The organism is Aerococcus urinae (genome assembly GCF_001543175.1).
GTDB lineage: Bacteria > Bacillota > Bacilli > Lactobacillales > Aerococcaceae > Aerococcus > Aerococcus urinae.
This window is the reverse complement of the sequence record NZ_CP014161.1, coordinates 1420821-1438730: the sequence shown is the minus strand read 5'-3', so window position 1 is coordinate 1438730 and position 17910 is coordinate 1420821. Positions and strand designations below refer to the sequence as shown.

Here is a 17910-nt window from a genome sequence, read left to right as displayed (position 1 = left end):
AGCTTTTTAACAAAGTGATATAACAACGTTTTTTTGTTTTGGTAAAAAGAGTAACGAAAGGTATTCCGATGAGTTTTAAATTTGCCTGTACGATTCTTGCGTTCACGATTTTCTATAAGAGAAATATCCACAATATTTTTTATTATAGTCCTACTCCTCTTACTGACCAAAGTAGAGGGAGTAGGACTATTTTATTTTAGTTCGTCTAATAATGAGTGTTTAGAAGATGAAGATTTCTTATTGTTGTAAGTAGATTCAATTGCTTTTCTAGTACTCCAAAGCCAGTCATTATCTTCATTAAACGTTATATATACATTAAAAGTGTTTTGATCTTTATTTGAGGATAACATAATCCCTAAATTATCTATATAATCGAAACAAAGGCCTCTGTCATTTTGTATTAAGTCGTCTAATTGCTTCAATTTAGGGTAATTTAGTTCTTTAAACAAATTATAAATAAATTGTTTGTCAACATTATCAAAATCAATGCTTTTTATCTTTGTATTTTCATCCCTTGTGAGCATTTTAGCTTTATATTCAAAGTTATATTTTTTATATTTGTTTTCGCCGATCTCCTCATCAGTCACTTGAACTTGTTTAGGATTGATGTGCACAAGTTCAGCAATTCTATTTTGGGTTTCTTTAGGATCTTTTGGATCAATATGTAGCCTTAGGAAATTGCTACCGAACAATAAAGAAAATGAAAATGATACTAATGTAGCAAGCATAAATTTTTTAACGGATTTCTCTTTAGATTTATCATAAATTGCTTTGACTATAAATCCAATAGCCGTTAAAAAGAATAAGCCAGCGAGGTATGTTGCATCTTGAGTAGTAATCATAGATTACCTCCTTTAACCAAGTTATTTATATGTTATAATATATTAGTTCTTATTGAAGTGCCCTGCAAAGGGGCGCTTTTTTACATTATTATGGCAGTAGCTATAATAACTTCATTAAAATCTTAAAAGACTATATCACATTTGAGCGTTAAGAGATACTAGCTTTAGTTGATCATTTTCCAATAACCCTTTCTGTACTCTTAAATTAAATTGTATTCATGACCCTTAAGTTGCAATATACTTAGATTTAAAAGGGAAGTGAATAAAAAAAGAAGAGGTCATTAGAAGACTTCTTCTTAAAGTTCAAATTCATGCTACTACTATTCACAATAGAATTTGTAATAAAATTTAGTCACTAATCGCTTAGGAAGTGGTCCTCCTAAGTGGAAGATTAGTAATAAAAGTTTACCATTTCAGATTACGCTTTTCAAGATGGAAAGAAAGTGAAAATAATGAATAAAGAAAAATGGATAGGGTCATGGTCGCTTGTTAACGAAGAACGAGAAGACAGTCGACAAATAAAAGGCGAATTTAATTTTGGAATTATACCATCAGTATTGGTGTTTGGTTTATTAGCCTATGGTTTATTTAAGTTAATCTTTTAGTGCAAATTAGAAAAAATGAATTAAGTTCGTCTATAGTAGACACTATTGTAATTAGTTTTCCAGCTAGTTCAATAGTGTCTTTTTACTGTATATTGGCTAATAACTTCCATCACACCACCATCAATACTGCTTGATAGAGGACATTAACAACTCCTGCCATGACGATCACTAAAATGGGATTGACCTTGTAGCGGATGAGAATGGCTAAGGCGAGTCCGAAGATGACTACGGCGACCCAATTGATATTGGCTAAGGCTACGGGAGCTTCACCCCAAAAGGCGGATATTAATATTAACAAGCCAGCAGCGGCAATCATCGCTACAACGGCCGGTCGTAAGGCCACTAGAACGTTTTGTAAGAGGCTAAGGTTTCGGTATTTGAAGTAGAGGCGGGCAATGATGCTCACGATAATAATGGAAGGTAAGATCGAACCCAGAGTGGCAACCATAGCGCCCAGGGTTCCAGCTAGCTTAGTTCCTACAAAGGTTGCGGAATTGATAGCGATGGGACCAGGCGTCATTTGCGAAATAGTAATCAAGTCGGTAAATTCTTGCATGGATAGCCAAGCGTGGTTTTCAACGATTTCCTCTTGAATCAAGGGGAGGGCAGCATAACCCCCTCCGAAGCTAAAGGCTCCGACTTTTAAAAAGGAGATAAGTAATTGTAAATAAATCATGATTAGCGTCCTTTCCGTCTTTGTAGCCAGCTATAGACTAATCCCAAGCCGATACAGCTTAAAATAATATAGATGATATTAACAGAGAAGAAATAGTTGGTAATAAAGGCAGCTAGCATAATAATGACCAAGATGGGTTGTTTACGACGCCAAACATCAGCTACCATATCGATAACTACCCCGGCGATAACGGCAGCCACACCGGCTTGCATGCCTTCTAAGAGGGTTTTTACCCAGAAATTTTGGATAAATTGTTGGTAAAAGAGGGCAATCACCGAAATAATTAGCATGGGTGGTAAGATAGTCCCTAAAACAGAAACTAAGATGCCGATAAAACCAGCTAATTTGTAACCAATAACGATGGCGCCATTCACAGCAATAGCACCGGGAGAAGATTGGGCAATCGCTACCAAATCTAGCATCTCGTCCTCTTCAATCCAGCCATAATCATCCACAAAGGTCTTTTTCATGAGGGTTATGATGACGTAACCCCCACCGAAGGTGAAGGCAGAGAGGTAGAAAGTAGACCAAAAGAGTTTGACCAGCATCTGGCGCTTACTTTTTGAGTCTTTAAGCATTTTTTCGTACATTAAGCAAACTCCTTCTTTAATAGTTATCTTTAGTTTACTTTTATATGGTAGATTTAGCAAAGAAATAAGCAAAGGGTTGTGGATATCATTGGCTTATAGGAATCAATTATTATATAATTTATAATATACGATAATATTTTAGAAAGGCTGGGAGAAAATGGCAAAATTTAATCCAGGCACCTACCATGAAGAAGCTCAGGGCTTTCTAGATATGGTAGAAGTTGATGTTAAAGTAAGTGAAGATAAAATTGAAGATATCCAAGTTTCGGAAGCAGATTCAGAAAATGTGGGTAGCCTAGCCATCAAGCACTTGGTGAATCAGATCTTAGACCAACAAAGTGCGGATGTGGATGTCCTGTCAGGAGCGACTCATTCTTCTGAAGGGCTTATCAACGCAGTAAAAGAAGCCTTAAGAATTGCTGCGGGACAACCCGAACCCGATGAATTTACACCTGGCACCTACTATGGTGAAGGCGATGGTTACAAGGGTAAAGTGACCTTAGCAGTTACTGTTGACGAGAATGAAATTACCGATATCAAGTATCGGGGCATTGAAACGCCAGAACTGGGTGGCCAAGCTTCAGAAAAATTAATCCAACAAATCAAGGAAGATGGTAGCAAGCGTGAATTTGATGTGGTCTCTGGGGCAACCTATACTACTATGGGGATGCAATACGCCCTAGACCGCGCCTTAGCCTATGCTAGAGGGGATGAAGATCCTGACGCTGAACCATACTCCTTCCAAACTGATACCCGGGTAGATTTTGGAACAGGCTGGTTAACCTTGGATGAAGTCCAAGCCATCTTGGACAACTTAGAAGTGGAAATTTCCTTTGTCGATAAGCAAAACCGCTTCCTCTACTATAATAACCGTCGCCACCAAGAAGATGCGGGGACACCACGGTCTCCAGTGACCCTAGGTGGAAACGTTTCTGACTGCCATCCACCACAAATCCGTACCAAGGTAGAAGGAATTATGGAAGATCTCCATCATGGTCGTCGTCGCAGTGAGAGTATGTGGTACACCAAGGGTAATGGGAATAAGGTCTACTTACACTACCGTCCGATTTATGACCAAAAAGGCCGCTATCTCGGGGTCTTAGAAACCGTTCAAAATGGTAAACCCTTTATTGATACCGCAGAATCCTCTTGGGACCGGACCTTGCATGATCCACATGTACCAAACCCATTCCTGGGCGAAACCGCTGAAGACGTAAATCAATGGTATCAAGAGCGCTACGAAGCGGGTCTTGATGATGAACTCCAACATGCCATCGAGAAACCTTATATTGAAGCTAGCGAGGGTGGCCCAAGACCAGATACGGTAACCAAGGCAACTTCAAAAGCTAAGGATAAAGAAGAAAATGAAAGTAAGGATGCGGTGTCAGGTGCCTCACAACATGAGCATAAGATGCCTAATCCAATGCCTGAAGAAGAAATTGAAAGAGGCCGGGATAGCGTTTCTGGGCCAACCGCACCTCATTAAAGAGCTGTCAATTTAAAATAATTCACTAAAAAACCTCAAGCTAGGCTAGCATTTGCCCAGGCTTGAGGTCTTTTGTTTAAAGGATATTTTCATAGAAGAAGTCTTGCAGGTCCAACTTCACCAAACGGTAGGTCCAGCGGGGGACATAGAATTGAAATTGTCGGATGAGTTCACCTTGAGGATTATATTCTCCGAGAATATTCGTCATCCCACTGGTAGTAATATAGTTGCCTTTATAGACTTGGGCTGAGGAAACGATGGAGGAATAGGGCACTGGAAAGGCTTGCACCAGGTCGTAAGTCCCGCTCGCTTCATCTACCTGTAAATTATAAAAGTAGGAGTAAGCGTCAAGCTCTTCTGGATCAAATTCTTCGCTCATTTCCGAAGGCAGGTCGATAACTAGGTCATCTCGAGTGTCCAGACGCCAGTAGTTATTATCGAAGAGGGTCAAATTGTAAAAGCCATCATCGATAGGATTGGATTGAAAACGGACACTATGTTGGCCGCCAGTCGGTTTGAAGTCGCTGTTAGGGCTGAGCAGGTAATAGTCATAGCCCGTCCCTGCCCAAACTGCTTCAGGGCCGATAATATAGTCAACTGTCACTTGGTCAAAGACATTGGATAATTTGATCAGTGATGAGGTTTCTCTGGAAGAAAGAATTAATTCATCCCCATTGATCACATCGATAGCGTTAATATGGATCCAGTCTAAATTAGTCAAATTACCCTCTTCATCCAGAACGTTAAATCCGTCGGCAGTGTAATCGATGTCCGAATAGTCTCGGTCAGGATTTTCAGCTAAATAATTAGCAATCTCATTTTGAGCCCGGTTCTGATGGGTGGCCATTACGGGTTGGAAATAATTCGGGAAAATCGCTTTTAAGTCGATCAGTTCCTGACTTTCACCGGTACGTAAGTCAAGATAACTGATAGTATCTTCAATGGTATCGGACTGAATATTAGAGGTGAGTAAGAAGGCACCATCTTTTTTTTCATTAACAATGAAATCATGATGGACAGAAAGGTCAGGCAGTTCATAGATGCGAACGGGTTGGCCTAGTCCATTAAGAACAGCTAATTTACCATTGCTTGCTTTAATCAAGAGGTGGTGTTTATCCAGAAACTGGTAGTTTTCTAAACGGCCGCCGTCAGAGACTAATTCAGAACGAATGAGACCATTATTATCATATAAATAGGAAAACTTCGCATTATCCTGGTCGCTGCCCATACTGGCATAGAAACCATCGGTCAGTTCTTCCCTACCAGAATCATAGAGGACTTCCATTTTGGTCTCGTAGTCAGTGGCTTGGATATTGGGTGCACTAATCTGAAATTGATAGTCTGTTAACTTGTTATCATCAGCATCGTAGAGATTAACCGTTAGCTGGTTAGCTTCATTAGGGACCAGACCGATCATGGTGAATTCATAAGCTCCTGGCTCCTGACTGTAATTGACTGGTTGGAAAGTGAGGGCATCGCTAGATTCAGACTCGATGGTATAGGTCACCTTGCCAATGTCTTGATCAGGGTCAGGCAAGTAAGTATAGATGGATTGAGTGAAGGTCCCAAAGGGGTTCATAATGAAAAGCCCATCTTCATAGGACTTATGTTTGTTTTGTAGACTCCTGATCTGGTCAGAGATACTTGCTTGGACCTCTTCATCATAATAGGAGAGCTCGAGATTTTGGACTTGGTCACTCAAGCTTAGGAGATTGTCTCCTGACTCGACCCTGTCACTTACCGGTTGGTAGATTTCCTTATAATCACTGAGGGATTGGCTCGTGTGATTAGGCGGCTGACAGCCAGCTAATAAGCACAAGGCCAGTATAATAAGATATTTAATGATAAAACTCTCCTTAAATACAAAATTTAAGCGCGAATGGTTATTTTATCACAAAATGTTTATTTTTTATAGGGATAAAACCATTAAATAGTTGGGGAAATTGCTATAATAAGGTAAGTCATTTTGCAAGAATAATATCTTTAAAGAGCAAAGCTTACTCGTGAAAGGAAGTCAAATAATGAAAAGAAGATGGCTAACCGGTCTCTCTCTAGGAGCGCTTCTTGGCTTAGGATTGAGGTCCCTATACAAGCACTTGGACCACGGCCAGGCCCCGCAAGTCTCTGAACTAATTATCGTGGCCGAAGGGCCGGCAGTCGAACGGGCTGAAAAGGCGGTTCACTTACTGAAGGCTGGTTATAGTCGCGCTGAAAAAATTATAGTTTCTCCCCGCTATACTGATGTGGACGAAGATTTATTTGCTGGTTACCAGCAATTGGGAGCCGAGCGGGAGAACTTAATCGAAGAAAAGCAGGCCACTTCCACCTGGACCAACGCGACAACTTCACTAGCTCTCATGGATGATCTGGGTTATCATTCTGCCATTGTCGTGACTAGTGACTATCACATGAGGCGGACACGGCTGGCTTTTGAGCGAGCTAACCGCAACTACGGCTTCCAACTCAATTTTGTGAGCGCCTATTTTCAAGGGGAAAGCTATCCAAATCACCCCTATACCCAAAACATGGCCTTGCAAGAGTTGTATAAGTATATTGGTTATTGCTTGCATTTATATCATTGGATTGATTTGTAAAGCGGATTGATTTGTAAAGAAAAAGGCAGGACTTCCTAAATAGAGGAGGTTCTGCCTTTTTCGCTATCTATTTGTTATTTCGCATGAGCTAATACTTGCGCCTTCTCTTTAGCTTGACGTTTGCTTTCTTCACGTTGCACTTGTTCTAAGCTCTTGTAAGGGCGGCGTTGTTCGAAAAATCTTAACATAATGGTTTTCTTCCTTTCTCTTTTTTGATTTTTACCTTTTAACTAGGCCACTCATTGGCCTTATGTAAATTTTACGTAAACTATTCTAGCGTATTGTAAATTTAATGTAAAGCAAATCCCAGGGCTTTTTACATTTAATTAACATTTCCTAGGAATTTCTTAATCATTCCTTATAAAATTACTTATTAGTTAATATTTGTAAAAAGGCTCATTTTTATTTACCGAAAAAATACCTATTATTTACAAACTTTACTCAAAAGCGGCGCTAGAATTTACATTGCTTGGCTAAAATGGACAATGTACTTTAATGGAAAGGAGAATTCACATGAAGTTTTTGCATCTTTCGGATACCCATTACTTGGATAATTACCAAGGCGAGTTTGAAGTGTTTGGGATCGACTATGAACCCCATGAAAAACTTTTTCACGCTTTAGAGACTTTTGATTTTAGTAGCGTGGATTTTGTGGTGAATACAGGTGATTTGATTCATGATGGTGGCGTTGAGGATTACCAGGCCCTTGACCGAATATTGCGATCTTACATGCCTAAAGATATGCCGCTTTATTATGTATTAGGCAATCACGACAATAAGGCAGCCTTTTACCAAGCCTTGTACGGCAAGGAAGCTGATGAAGGATTGAACTATGTGGCTGATTTTCAAGGCTATCGCTTAATTATCATAGATACTGCCGAACAGAGTCGTCACCACGGTATCATTTCAAAAGAATTAGAAGCTTGGGTGGCTGATCAATTAGCAACGCCTAGTGAAAAGGGGAGCTTACTTTTCCATCACCATCCTCTACTTATTGGCTGGGAACCAGGAGTGATCGAAACTGAGATTAGTGACAGCTATCTGGATCTATTAGAACAGTCCGATGTACGGGGGATTTTTACTGGGCACCTTCATGAAAATCGCCATGCTATGGTTAGAAATATCCCGCAACACACGGCGGCTTCATTAGCTTTTGGTTTAGAACAAGTTGGAGATGTGGCTTTCTTTACTGATCAATTGGGTTATTCCGTGGTTGAAGTGAATGATGAGACCATTGATGTCTTTACGAAGACAACCAATCCCATAACGGAACGCTACAAGCAACAAAGATTATAAGTTATTGGTCACTAGTTATCGCTTAAAGGAGTAGACAAATGAAACTAAAGAAATGGTTGTTGGGTGGTTTAACCTTACTTACAGGTTTCTCACTGGCCGCTTGCGGCAATAGCTCAGGTGGTAATGAAAGTGCTGCTTCAGACGAGCCAATTGAAATTGAATATTGGCATCCTAATGGTGATACCAAGGGAGGGCCAACCGTCACTGAATTAATTAATGAGTTTAACGCGTCTCAAGACGAAGTCCATGTGACGGGTGTCTTTCAATCAGGGACCTTCCAAGGCTTAATGCAAAACTTACAAACCAATGCTGCGGCGGGGAAGACGCCGGCTCTGGTTCAAGTTGGTTGGTCTTATCGTGAATACTTTGCTAATAACTTTGAATATAGTCAGCCACAAGACATTATTGATAACTTATCAAAAGAAGATAGTAGCTTTATCACTGATAAGTTTGAAGAAAACATTTATAACCTGGCCACTGCTAATGATGGTTCGCAAGTTGGTTTACCTTATTCCTTATCGGTAGCTGTTATCTATTTAAATATGGATATTCTGAATGAGGCAGGGGTTAATAAAGACGACCTAAAGACTTGGGAAGATATCCGCCAAGCTGCTCAAACGATAAGCCAAAATACAGACCATATTGGTCTCTATATCCAAGAAGCTCAAGATAATTGGAATATTCAGGCCATGGTTGAGTCTAACGGTTCACAGGTGCTAAAAGATGGCAAAGCCGCTTTTGCTGATGAAAAGGGTAAGGAAACTTACCAGTTTTACCAAGATATGGTTGAAGAAGGAAGCGCCCTTCATGCTACTGGTGAAGAGGGGCAACAAGCCTTTATCTCTGGAAACATCGGGATGTGGCACCAATCGGTTGCTCATCGGACTAACGTGATGAAGAATGCGAATTTTGAAGCGGTAGCGATTCCTTCACCTGCTTTTGAAGGCGAAGAGAATAATAAACCGGCGGGCGGATCTATGCTAGTGGTTACCGGGCAAGATGAGGACCAACAATTAGCCGCTTGGAAATTTATGAAGTTCTTATATGAACCAGACAACATTGCCGCGTGGACTGCTGGAACAGGTTATGTGCCACCAACGAAAGATGCATCTCAAAATGAAGACTTACAAGCCTTAATTAAGGACGATAAAATCTTCCCAGCTGCCTATGCAAACTTAGAAAACATGGTCGCCTGGGCACCATTCCCTGGGGACTCCGGGATGCAAGCAGAAAAAATGCTTATTGACCTCAAAGACCGTGTCCTAAGTGGCGCTGATGTCGATACAGAGGTTACTAAGACCCAGGATGAAATTAACCAATTGATTAAATAGGAATGTTTAACATTTAGAAGCTAAGCATGTCTATAAATGTAAGATTTCTAGTGTAATTTAAGAAAAGGAGTAGAGAAATGAAACTAAAAAAATGGTTATTGAGTGGATTAACCTTATTAACAGGTTTATCACTTGCCGCATGTGGCAATAGTTCTGGCGGTGGCGGCGAAAGTGCCTCATCAGACGGCCCAGTTGAAATTGAATATTGGTATCCTAACGCTGACACCCAAGGGGGACAAACGGTTACTGAACTGATTAATGAGTTTAATGAGTCCCAAGATGAAGTCCATGTGACCGGCGTTTTCCAATCTGGGATGTACCAAGGCTTGATGCAAAATCTTCAAACCAATGCAGCCGCTGGTCAAGTTCCGGCTTTAGTCCAAATTGGTTGGTCTTACCGTGAATACTTTGCCAATAACTTTGAATATAGCCAACCCCAAGAAATTATTGACAACTTATCATCTGAAGACAGCAGCTTTATCACTGATAAATTTGAAGAAAATATCTATAGCCTAGCGACGGCCAATGATGATTCCCAAGTCGGTTTACCTTATTCCTTATCGGTACCGGTGATTTACTTAAATATGGATATCTTAAATGAGGCTGGGGTCAATAAAGACGATCTCAAGACCTGGGAAGATATCCGGGAAGCTGCTCAAACCATTAGTGAAAAGACTGACCATACCGGACTGTATATCCAAGAAGCGGAAGATAACTGGAATATCCAATCCATGGTGGAATCAAACGGTTCTCAAATGCTTAAAGACGGTAAAGCCGCTTTTGCTGACGATAAAGGGAAAGAAACCTACCAATTCTATCAAGATATGGTTGAAGAAGGCAGTGCTATCCACGCTTCAGGAGAAGATGGTCAACAAGCCTTCATCTCTGGAAATATCGGCATGTGGCACCAAACTATCGCTCAACGGACCAATGTCATGAATAATGCCAACTTTGAAGCAGTAGCGATTCCTTCACCTGCCTTTGAAGGCGAAGAAATTAACAAACCAGCTGGAGGTTCCATGTTAGTGGTGACCGCCCAAGATGATGACCAACAATTAGCTGCTTGGAAATTCATGAAGTTCCTCTATGAACCAGACAACATTGCTGCCTGGACTAAGGGAACTGGCTATGTGCCACCAACGAAAGATGCTTCTGATAACGAAGAATTACAAGCTTTAATTAAAGACGATAAGATCTTCCCTGCAGCTTATGCTAACTTAGAAAATCTGGTCCCCTGGGCACCATTCCCTGGTAACTCCGGTATGCAAGCAGAACAAATGCTCATTGACCTTAAAGACCGTGTCTTAGGTGGTGCTGACGTGGATACCGAAGTACAAAAGACCCAGGATGAAATTAACCAATTGATTAAATAACAAGGCTTGATATTTAGAAGGTGAGGAAATATGAAAGAGCGTTATAAACCGCTATGGTATCTACTACCAGCCATTCTCATTTTTGGTATATTTGTAGCTTGGCCTACACTCTATACTTTATATTTGAGTTTCTTTGAATGGAATATGGTCAGTCCTAAGAAGACATTTGTAGGCTTTGACAATTACATCACTTTGTTTACTGATCCCCTAACTTATAAGATTTTATGGAATACCGTGGTCTATATTCTTATTTTGTTAGTTGTTAACTTTGCTGTTCCTTATGTGATTGCCTTTGTGCTTCATTTCTTAATTCCAAAATTCAAAGATTTCTTTAAATCCGCATTTTTCCTACCTTCATTTATTTCAATGGTGGTTGGATCAATCGTTTATAACTGGATCCTGAACCCAACTTCAGGTCCAGTGGCTAAATTATTAGGCTTTATCGGGATTAATCTTCCTAATTGGTCAACCTCCCAAAGCCTGGTTATCTTAGTCATTTGTTACATTACGGCTTGGAAAGTTTTTGGTTATAACTTTATTACACTCTATGCGGCTATTTCAGGGATTGATAATGAAGTGATTGAAAGCGCGCGTTTGGATAAAATTCCTTCCTGGCGTGTCTTCAAGGATATTGTTGTTCCCATGTCCTCCTCAACTGGTCTATACGTATTCATTATGACTATTGTTACTGGTCTTCAATACGTCTATACCCCAATCTCAGTGATTACCTCTGGGGGACCGGATAACGCCTCATCCAACTTGATTTATGAGTCCTATAAGAATGCCTTTGTTCTTTTCCAAACGGGCTATTCGGCAGCCATGTCCATAGTGACCTTGCTACTCTTTTCTATCTTACTGTTCTTGAACTTCAAGTTCAGCGAAAGGGGTGTCTACTATGCAAACTAGGGGCAAATGGAGCGCAAGTAATGTGATTTGGACCATTGTCTTCATTCTTATCGTGATCATTTGGTTAATGCCTATTCTTTTTGCATTAGGAACCTCTTTGAGACGACTCCCGGATGTTTATGACAATGTCCTAGCCTTTATCCCTTTGCAACCGGTCTTTGATAACTACATCAAGTTGATGGACCGCTTACCACTACTTAGGATCGTGATGAATACCTTTACTATCGCCACGACTGTAACGGTGGCTAAGTTAGTGATTTCCTTCTTAGCTGCCTATGCCTTTGTCTACTTTGACTTTAGAGCGAAGAAATCATCCTATTTTCTCTTTATTTCTTCAATCTTTATTCCCTTTACGGTAACCATGATTCCCAACTACCTCATGATTAACCGGATGGGACTGGGAGACAATATTTTTGGGGTAGTCTTCCCCTTAGTTGCTGATGCCACAGGGATCTTATTGATGAACCAAGCCATGCGGAATATTCCGTATTCATTGATTGAAGTGGCCAAGTTGGATAATATCTCTGACTGGCGGATTATGAAGGACATCATTGTGCCCTTGATTCGTCCGCAATTGACCTCGACGGGGATTTGGTTCTTTATCAATTCCTGGAACGAATTTGTATGGCCATCCCTCTTCTTAAAAACCGAAGAAAACTTTACCCTACCACTGGCCTTACAACTCTTTATGTCGGCAGAAGGTGGTACTGACTTTACCGTTGCCATGGCAATATCCGTGATTACCATGAGTATCCCGCTATTACTCTATCTGGTATTCCAAAAATACATTATCGGTACCTTCACCTCAGCCGGTATTAAATAGATTAGCGACAAAGTAAGGAGTGTAAACAAGTAATGACTAGAATCTTATTAGATAACATCAAAAAAGCTTACGGCGATACTGTCATCATGGAAGACATGAGCTTCTCGGTTGAAGAGGGTGAACGTTTAGTTCTACTCGGCCCATCTGGTTGTGGGAAGTCCACCATCTTACGGATGGTTGCCGGCTTTGAAGAAATTACGGATGGTAATTTGATGTTTGACGAACAAAAAGTGAATGAAGTGGCTCCTGGAGACCGTAATGTAGCCATGGTTTTCCAAAACTATGCCCTTTATCCTCATATGAATGTTTATGACAACATCACTTATGGCCTTAAGGTTAACAAGGTCCCTAAAGACCGGATCGATAACCGGGTCAATGAAGTAGTGGATGCCTTAGACTTAGAAAAATACTTACAACGTAAACCCGCTGAATTATCTGGTGGGCAACGGCAACGGGTCGCTTTGGCTCGGGCTACGGTTAAGGATAGTGATGTCTTCCTTTTAGACGAGCCCCTATCTAACTTAGATGCTAAGTTACGGGTCTCTGCCCGGGAATCCTTAGTGGATATTCATAGACGTTATCAACAAACCATGATTTACGTGACTCACGACCAAATCGAGGCCATGACCTTTGCTGATCGGATTGCCTTACTGAACTTTGGGGAATTACAGCAAATCGATTCACCGGAAAATATTTATCATACCCCGGCTAATATCTTTACCGCCCGCTTTATTGGGAACCCACCGATGAATATCTTTGATAACAGTTCCTATAAGGATGGCCGACTCTTTATCCATGAGCAATCGGCACCACTAGCCCCTGAATGGGTAGAATATATTGAAGCAGGTAACTACCGCAACCTCAAAGTGGGGATTCGTCCAGAAGCGATCAAGGTGACTGTGAATCCTACCGAGACCACCTTCACTGGGGTAGTCAGTCATGTTGAAAACCAAGGGGCTAACTACGCTAACTATGTGGATATCGCTGGTGAAACCATGGTGGTCTTAACCCAAATCCGCCTGGCTGATCCAGGGGACCCTATTTATATGGAATTTGAAAAATATGACTTACATTTCTTTGATGTTGATACCACTAATTCCATTGGCTACCCAGAAAATATTCTTAATGCCAAGCGCTTATCTGCTGGTCAAAAACCACTACCAATCGGAGCAGAAGATCACAAAGTTCCAACAGCTAGTAAAAAATAATAATATTATATAGAAAGAGGGTTAAAGAAGGATGTCATTAAAAAATAGAATCTTCAAGGGAGCTATGGCTCTCTTGGCTGGGCTCTCCCTTGCAGCCTGTGGTAATGGTGGTTCAGAATCCGCAAGTAACAATGATGGGAGCGATGGCCCGATTGAAATTGAATATTGGCATGGTAATGCTGATACCCAAGGGGGCCAACAGGTCAAAGAACTGGTGGATAAATTCAATGAATCCCAAGATGAAGTTCACGTGACCCCTGTGTATAATGAAGGTTTATATGTTGGTTTGATGAAGAACCTCCAAACCCAAGCAGCAGCCAAGAAATACCCAGCTGTGGTTCAAATTGGTTGGGCTTACCGGGAATACTTCGATGAGAACTTTGAATCCATGAAGCCTGCTGAGTTAATTGATAACTATGCAGCTGAAGAAGATAAAGACTATATGGACACCAAGTTCCATGATGAATTCACTAACCTCGCTAAGAACTTAGAAGGGGAAGTTCTCGGATTCCCTTACTCCGCTTCCACTGCCGTGATCTTCGTCAATGAAGACTTGCTGGCAGAAGCTGGCGTGAACCCTGATGAAATCAAGACCTATGATGACTTATTTGAAGCGGCTAAAACCGTTAAAGACAAAACCGGAAAATATGGTCTAAACATCGACCAATCCAATGATAACTGGACCTCCCAACAATTAATTGAATCTAACGGGGGTAAAGTGGTAACTGACGATGGTAAGACAGCGATCGGCTCCGATGAATCCGTTGAAGCCATGGGCGCATGGGCTAAGGGGATTGAAGAAGGTTACATCTTCAATGGCCAAACCGCTGATGGACAACAATCCTTCATCACTGGTGACGTTGCTATGACTAACTCCACCATTGCCCAACGCGGAAACATAACCCGTAACGCCAGTTTCAATGCTAAAGCTATCCCACTCCCAAGCTTTGGGGACAAGGAACGTGCGATTCCTGCTGGGGGTTCTTTCTTAGCAGTGACCGCTCAAGATGAAGCTGAACAAGAAGCTTCTTGGAAATTTATTAAATTCCTCTTCGAACCAGACAATATTGCCATTTGGGACGAAGGCACTGGTTACTTACCTCCAACGACCGATGCAACAGAAAACGATACCTTGAAGAAATTAATTGAAGAAGACCAAATGTATCAAACCTCTTATGGTCAAATGGAAGACTTAGTACCGTTCTCATCCTTCCCAGGGACCAATGGCTTACAAGCTTCTGAGAAATTCAGAGATGCACGTGACCGGATCTTTACTGGCGTGTCTGCTTCTGAAGAACTGCCTAAAGCAGAAGATGAAATTAATGAATTATTAAACTAGTCTGATTAAAAGAAAGCTGGGGCAAGTGGATGCTCCAGCTTTTTTCGCTAATTAAGAAAGGGGGATAATATGGTTAAGGTCATTAAGGAATTTATCCAGGGCAAGCACCCTGACCAAGCACTTTGTGAAGACACTTATTTGATAAGCAAAGACTATGTGGCTGTGATCGATGGGGTCAGTTCGAAATCGAACTTTCACTATTATGGAAAAACCACAGGTCAACTAGCCAGCCAAATCATTAAAGAGGCGCTTGGCCAATTGCCAAAAGAAGCCCTTTTGGAAGAGATTTTAGCTACTATCAACGCCGCCATTAACAAATTCTACCAAGACGTCACTTTCGATTTAGACCGGGGAGAATATGGTCTCCAGGCCGTCATGGCCCTATACAGCCGTTATTTGGGTGAAATTTTTCTGGTGGGGGACTGCCAAGCCCGGGTTAATGGTAAGAATTATTACCAGCCCAAGCTATCCGATGAGGTCTTAAGCCAGATGCGCTCACTGGTACTAGCCATTGAATCAGACCAGGGAGCTGACCAGACTAAAGATCCGGGTCGGGAAGTGATCCTGCCTTGGATTATTCAAGCCACTTGCTTTGCTAACCAGGATGACACGCCATATGGCTATGCAGTTATTAATGGGGAATCCATCCCTGTTTCTTTAATTCAGGTCATTCCCGTTCAAGCGGGGGACCAGGTCACCTTAACGAGTGATGGTTATCCCGAGATAAAGGAAGATTTTACTGCCACTGAGTCCTACCTAGAAGCGATACTGACTAAAGATCCACAATTGTCTCGAGACTTTCTCTCTACTAAGGGGCTCAATCCTCGCTATAATAGCTTTGATGACCGGTGTTATGTCGAATTCATTGTGACTTAGGAAGGAAATACTTATGGAAATTAACAACCCGCAAGATAAATTTACCAAGACTGGCCAAGTCGTCTCTAATCCGGGCTATACGGTGATTTCCTTTGCTAATGAGGCGATGGACGACCTCGTCGCTTATGGAAAGCAGGTACAAGCAGCTTTCTCTACTTTACCACAGGGAGACCAAGATAAACTGGCCCTCTTACCTCCGTCTAGTTATCATATCACCGTCCTCGGTCTCTTTAAGGAGCGTGACCAGGGGACAGACAAATGGCCAGCTTTCTTACCCAAAACCTATTCCCGGCAAAAGATCAAACAGGCTCTCCTGCAACGCTTTAACCAGGTGGCTAAACCGCAAAATATCAAAATGAGGGTTAGCGGGCTAATTCCCCAAGCCATTCTTCTAGAGCCTAGTGATGTGGATAGCTATCATCGATTAGACAATTACCGCCGTCAACTGGCGGACGCCTTTCAACTGCCCTTGGAAGAGGATTATCAGTTTCATATGAGCTTGTCCTATCTTTTAGGAGAAGAAAGCTCGGCGATCACTGACGTCTGCCAGCAACTAGAAAGTGAGCTTTTAAAACTGGACCCCTTTCTTTTACCTCAGCCAGACCTGGCCTTCTATGAAGATATGTTAGCCTTTCACCCTTTGCTCAATAGTGAGACTTACTCAGGAGGGAACCATGCGTCAAGTGATTATTGATACTGATCCCGGTACTGATGACAGCTTAGCCATTCTACTTGCCCTTAGTCAGCCAGATGTCGAAGTTCTTGGCCTCACCACGGTCCAGGGTAACCAGTCTTTAGAGCAGATTAATGCCAATGCCACTAGCTTGGTGAATTATCTCAGTCTGGATGTTCCGATTTATTCAGGCTCTCCCCACCAGAGTCAAAATCCAGTGATTGCTAAGAGTCAGCGCCAAGCCTATCACGGAGATAGGGGAATGGGAAGTTTAGAGATCCCTCCTCGAGAAGAGCTTTTGGCTGAAGAGAGCGCGGTTGACTTTATTATCCGAGCGGTTAAGACTAATCCTAAAAAGGTGGATATTCTAACATTGGGCCCACTGACTAATTTAGCTCGTTGTTTGGAAAAAGAGCCCGACTTAGTTAATGAACTAGGTCAGGTTTATTCCATGGGAGGTGGCATTCATAAAGGCAAGCTGACTCCGGTAACGGAATTTAACTATGGCTATGATGCCCAGGCTGCCCAGAGCGTTTACCAGCAAATTGGGACTCAAATACCGATCACTATGTGTGGTTTGGATGCTACTTACCAGGCTGTTTATACGCCTGAGATTGTTCAAGCTATAGAAGATCATTTTCCAAAGATTTCTGAGCTATTCCATGCCTTATTTGATGATCAGATCAAAACCTACCAAGAGCGGGAGAGCTTACCGGGCTGTATTATCCATGATGTTATGGCCTTTATGGTCTATTATGACCCTGACTTTGTTGAAGCAGTCCCCTTAACCGCTATGACCATTGTGACCGATAGCAACTTGGTCCAGGGACTCTGTGTAGCAGACTTGGAAGGGCGTTTTAACCAAGTGACTAATGCACGAGTAGTGATGAGAGTTAATCCTGACCGCTACTTTGACCGACTGATGGAGGCTTTTATGCATTTAGAGACTCACTTGCCCTAAAAAATAGAATATATAATAATAAATCATTCCCTCTAGGTTAGAAGCTTTGCTTCAAAAACTTAGAGGTTTTTTTGTGTGTTTCAAGAAAAAAATCAAAGCTAAAAGAAAATTGTTTTTAAATAAATACAAATATGTATAAAACTGTTCCAAAATTCATCGAGTTTAGCGGCATTTTATAATAAATAAGGCAAATTTAGAGATAATTAATCATAGCTTCCCGAACGGGCACACATATAAAAATACAATAAATTGCACTTTAAACATTTACGTTTCTTAAATAAAATTTATTAAAATCACCGAAAATCCCAATATATAGGGCTTATTTAATTTA

General features: G+C 41.4%; 17 protein-coding genes. 13 read left to right on the top strand and 4 right to left on the bottom strand.

From position 1 onward, the window contains the following. Window positions 1-191 precede the first annotated feature (191 nt). Window positions 192-842, bottom strand: a complete 651-nt coding sequence (locus AWM73_RS06505; RefSeq protein ID WP_060778619.1) for a hypothetical protein — start codon at window positions 840-842, stop codon at window positions 192-194. Window positions 843-1294: 452 nt separating this feature from the next. Between AWM73_RS06505 and AWM73_RS09080 the strand changes: the two genes are divergently transcribed. After that, entirely contained in the window at window positions 1295-1447 is a 153-nt protein-coding gene (locus tag AWM73_RS09080) for a hypothetical protein (RefSeq protein WP_167550485.1), read from the top strand. 109 nt (window positions 1448-1556) lie between these two features. On the opposite strand, the gene AWM73_RS06500 is transcribed toward AWM73_RS09080, so the two are convergent. Together AWM73_RS06500 and AWM73_RS06495 are read right to left on the bottom strand one after the other, a co-directional pair. Then, window positions 1557-2123: a chromate transporter gene (locus tag AWM73_RS06500; protein ID WP_060778618.1), complete on the bottom strand. Its 567-nt coding sequence runs from the start codon at window positions 2121-2123 to the stop codon at window positions 1557-1559. A gap of 2 nt (window positions 2124-2125) precedes the next feature. Continuing rightward, window positions 2126-2713, bottom strand: coding sequence for a chromate transporter (locus AWM73_RS06495; RefSeq protein WP_082702878.1), 588 nt, complete (start codon window positions 2711-2713; stop codon window positions 2126-2128). 157 nt (window positions 2714-2870) lie between these two features. Between AWM73_RS06495 and AWM73_RS06490 the strand changes: the two genes are divergently transcribed. Then, window positions 2871-4199 carry an FMN-binding protein gene (locus AWM73_RS06490; RefSeq protein ID WP_060778617.1) on the top strand — a complete coding sequence of 443 codons (1329 nt, stop codon included), beginning with the start codon at window positions 2871-2873 and terminating at the stop codon, window positions 4197-4199. 76 nt (window positions 4200-4275) lie between these two features. On the opposite strand, the gene AWM73_RS06485 is transcribed toward AWM73_RS06490, so the two are convergent. Then, window positions 4276-5901: an aryl-sulfate sulfotransferase gene (locus AWM73_RS06485; RefSeq protein WP_144435192.1), complete on the bottom strand. Its 1626-nt coding sequence runs from the start codon at window positions 5899-5901 to the stop codon at window positions 4276-4278. Between the two features lie 319 nt (window positions 5902-6220). Here AWM73_RS06485 and AWM73_RS06480 point away from each other — a divergent pair, with 319 nt between their 5' ends. The 11 genes from AWM73_RS06480 (at window position 6221) to AWM73_RS06430 (ending at window position 17579) form a co-directional block, all read left to right on the top strand. Further along, entirely contained in the window at window positions 6221-6793 is a 573-nt protein-coding gene (locus AWM73_RS06480) for a YdcF family protein (RefSeq protein WP_060778615.1), read from the top strand. A gap of 513 nt (window positions 6794-7306) precedes the next feature. Then, a complete protein-coding gene (locus tag AWM73_RS06475; RefSeq protein ID WP_060778614.1) occupies window positions 7307-8089 on the top strand; it encodes a metallophosphoesterase family protein in 783 nt (260 codons plus the stop codon). A 38-nt stretch (window positions 8090-8127) separates the two neighbouring features. Continuing rightward, window positions 8128-9420, top strand: coding sequence for an ABC transporter substrate-binding protein (locus AWM73_RS06470; RefSeq protein ID WP_060778613.1), 1293 nt, complete (start codon window positions 8128-8130; stop codon window positions 9418-9420). A 77-nt stretch (window positions 9421-9497) separates the two neighbouring features. After that, window positions 9498-10793, top strand: a complete 1296-nt coding sequence (locus AWM73_RS06465; protein ID WP_060778612.1) for an ABC transporter substrate-binding protein — start codon at window positions 9498-9500, stop codon at window positions 10791-10793. A 30-nt stretch (window positions 10794-10823) separates the two neighbouring features. After that, window positions 10824-11699, top strand: coding sequence for a carbohydrate ABC transporter permease (locus tag AWM73_RS06460; protein ID WP_060778611.1), 876 nt, complete (start codon window positions 10824-10826; stop codon window positions 11697-11699). Beyond that, the gene (locus AWM73_RS06455; protein ID WP_013668872.1) at window positions 11689-12522 is read left to right on the top strand and encodes a carbohydrate ABC transporter permease; all 834 of its coding nucleotides are present in this window, start codon (window positions 11689-11691) and stop codon (window positions 12520-12522) included. Before AWM73_RS06460 ends, AWM73_RS06455 begins: the two co-directional genes overlap by 11 nt. A 32-nt stretch (window positions 12523-12554) precedes the next feature. Then, on the top strand, window positions 12555-13730 hold the full coding sequence (locus tag AWM73_RS06450) for an ABC transporter ATP-binding protein (RefSeq protein ID WP_060778610.1): 1176 nt from the start codon (window positions 12555-12557) through the stop codon (window positions 13728-13730). 31 nt (window positions 13731-13761) lie between these two features. Then, window positions 13762-15069, top strand: coding sequence for an ABC transporter substrate-binding protein (locus AWM73_RS06445; RefSeq protein WP_060778609.1), 1308 nt, complete (start codon window positions 13762-13764; stop codon window positions 15067-15069). A gap of 69 nt (window positions 15070-15138) precedes the next feature. Then, window positions 15139-15945 carry a hypothetical protein gene (locus AWM73_RS06440; protein ID WP_060778608.1) on the top strand — a complete coding sequence of 269 codons (807 nt, stop codon included), beginning with the start codon at window positions 15139-15141 and terminating at the stop codon, window positions 15943-15945. A 13-nt stretch (window positions 15946-15958) separates the two neighbouring features. After that, entirely contained in the window at window positions 15959-16639 is a 681-nt protein-coding gene (locus AWM73_RS06435) for a DUF1868 domain-containing protein (RefSeq protein ID WP_060778607.1), read from the top strand. Further along, the gene (locus tag AWM73_RS06430) at window positions 16620-17579 is read left to right on the top strand and encodes a nucleoside hydrolase (RefSeq protein ID WP_060778606.1); all 960 of its coding nucleotides are present in this window, start codon (window positions 16620-16622) and stop codon (window positions 17577-17579) included. Before AWM73_RS06435 ends, AWM73_RS06430 begins: the two co-directional genes overlap by 20 nt. Window positions 17580-17910: the final 331 nt, after the last annotated feature.

Bases quoted from the DNA above. Each gene is read 5' to 3' on its own strand.
- AWM73_RS06500 (WP_060778618.1), bottom strand. From the start codon at position 2,123: ATGATTTATTTACAATTACTTATCTCCTTTTTAAAAGTCGGAGCCTTT.
- AWM73_RS06505 (WP_060778619.1), bottom strand. From the start codon at position 842: ATGATTACTACTCAAGATGCAACATACCTCGCTGGCTTATTCTTTTTA.
- AWM73_RS09080 (WP_167550485.1), top strand. From the start codon at position 1,295: ATGAATAAAGAAAAATGGATAGGGTCATGGTCGCTTGTTAACGAAGAA.
- AWM73_RS06470 (WP_060778613.1), top strand. From the start codon at position 8,128: ATGAAACTAAAGAAATGGTTGTTGGGTGGTTTAACCTTACTTACAGGT.
- AWM73_RS06440 (WP_060778608.1), top strand. From the start codon at position 15,139: ATGGTTAAGGTCATTAAGGAATTTATCCAGGGCAAGCACCCTGACCAA.
- AWM73_RS06480 (WP_060778615.1), top strand. From the start codon at position 6,221: ATGAAAAGAAGATGGCTAACCGGTCTCTCTCTAGGAGCGCTTCTTGGC.
- AWM73_RS06490 (WP_060778617.1), top strand. From the start codon at position 2,871: ATGGCAAAATTTAATCCAGGCACCTACCATGAAGAAGCTCAGGGCTTT.
- AWM73_RS06450 (WP_060778610.1), top strand. From the start codon at position 12,555: ATGACTAGAATCTTATTAGATAACATCAAAAAAGCTTACGGCGATACT.
- AWM73_RS06445 (WP_060778609.1), top strand. From the start codon at position 13,762: ATGTCATTAAAAAATAGAATCTTCAAGGGAGCTATGGCTCTCTTGGCT.
- AWM73_RS06465 (WP_060778612.1), top strand. From the start codon at position 9,498: ATGAAACTAAAAAAATGGTTATTGAGTGGATTAACCTTATTAACAGGT.
- AWM73_RS06495 (WP_082702878.1), bottom strand. From the start codon at position 2,713: ATGTACGAAAAAATGCTTAAAGACTCAAAAAGTAAGCGCCAGATGCTG.
- AWM73_RS06455 (WP_013668872.1), top strand. From the start codon at position 11,689: ATGCAAACTAGGGGCAAATGGAGCGCAAGTAATGTGATTTGGACCATT.
- AWM73_RS06435 (WP_060778607.1), top strand. From the start codon at position 15,959: ATGGAAATTAACAACCCGCAAGATAAATTTACCAAGACTGGCCAAGTC.
- AWM73_RS06430 (WP_060778606.1), top strand. From the start codon at position 16,620: ATGCGTCAAGTGATTATTGATACTGATCCCGGTACTGATGACAGCTTA.
- AWM73_RS06475 (WP_060778614.1), top strand. From the start codon at position 7,307: ATGAAGTTTTTGCATCTTTCGGATACCCATTACTTGGATAATTACCAA.
- AWM73_RS06460 (WP_060778611.1), top strand. From the start codon at position 10,824: ATGAAAGAGCGTTATAAACCGCTATGGTATCTACTACCAGCCATTCTC.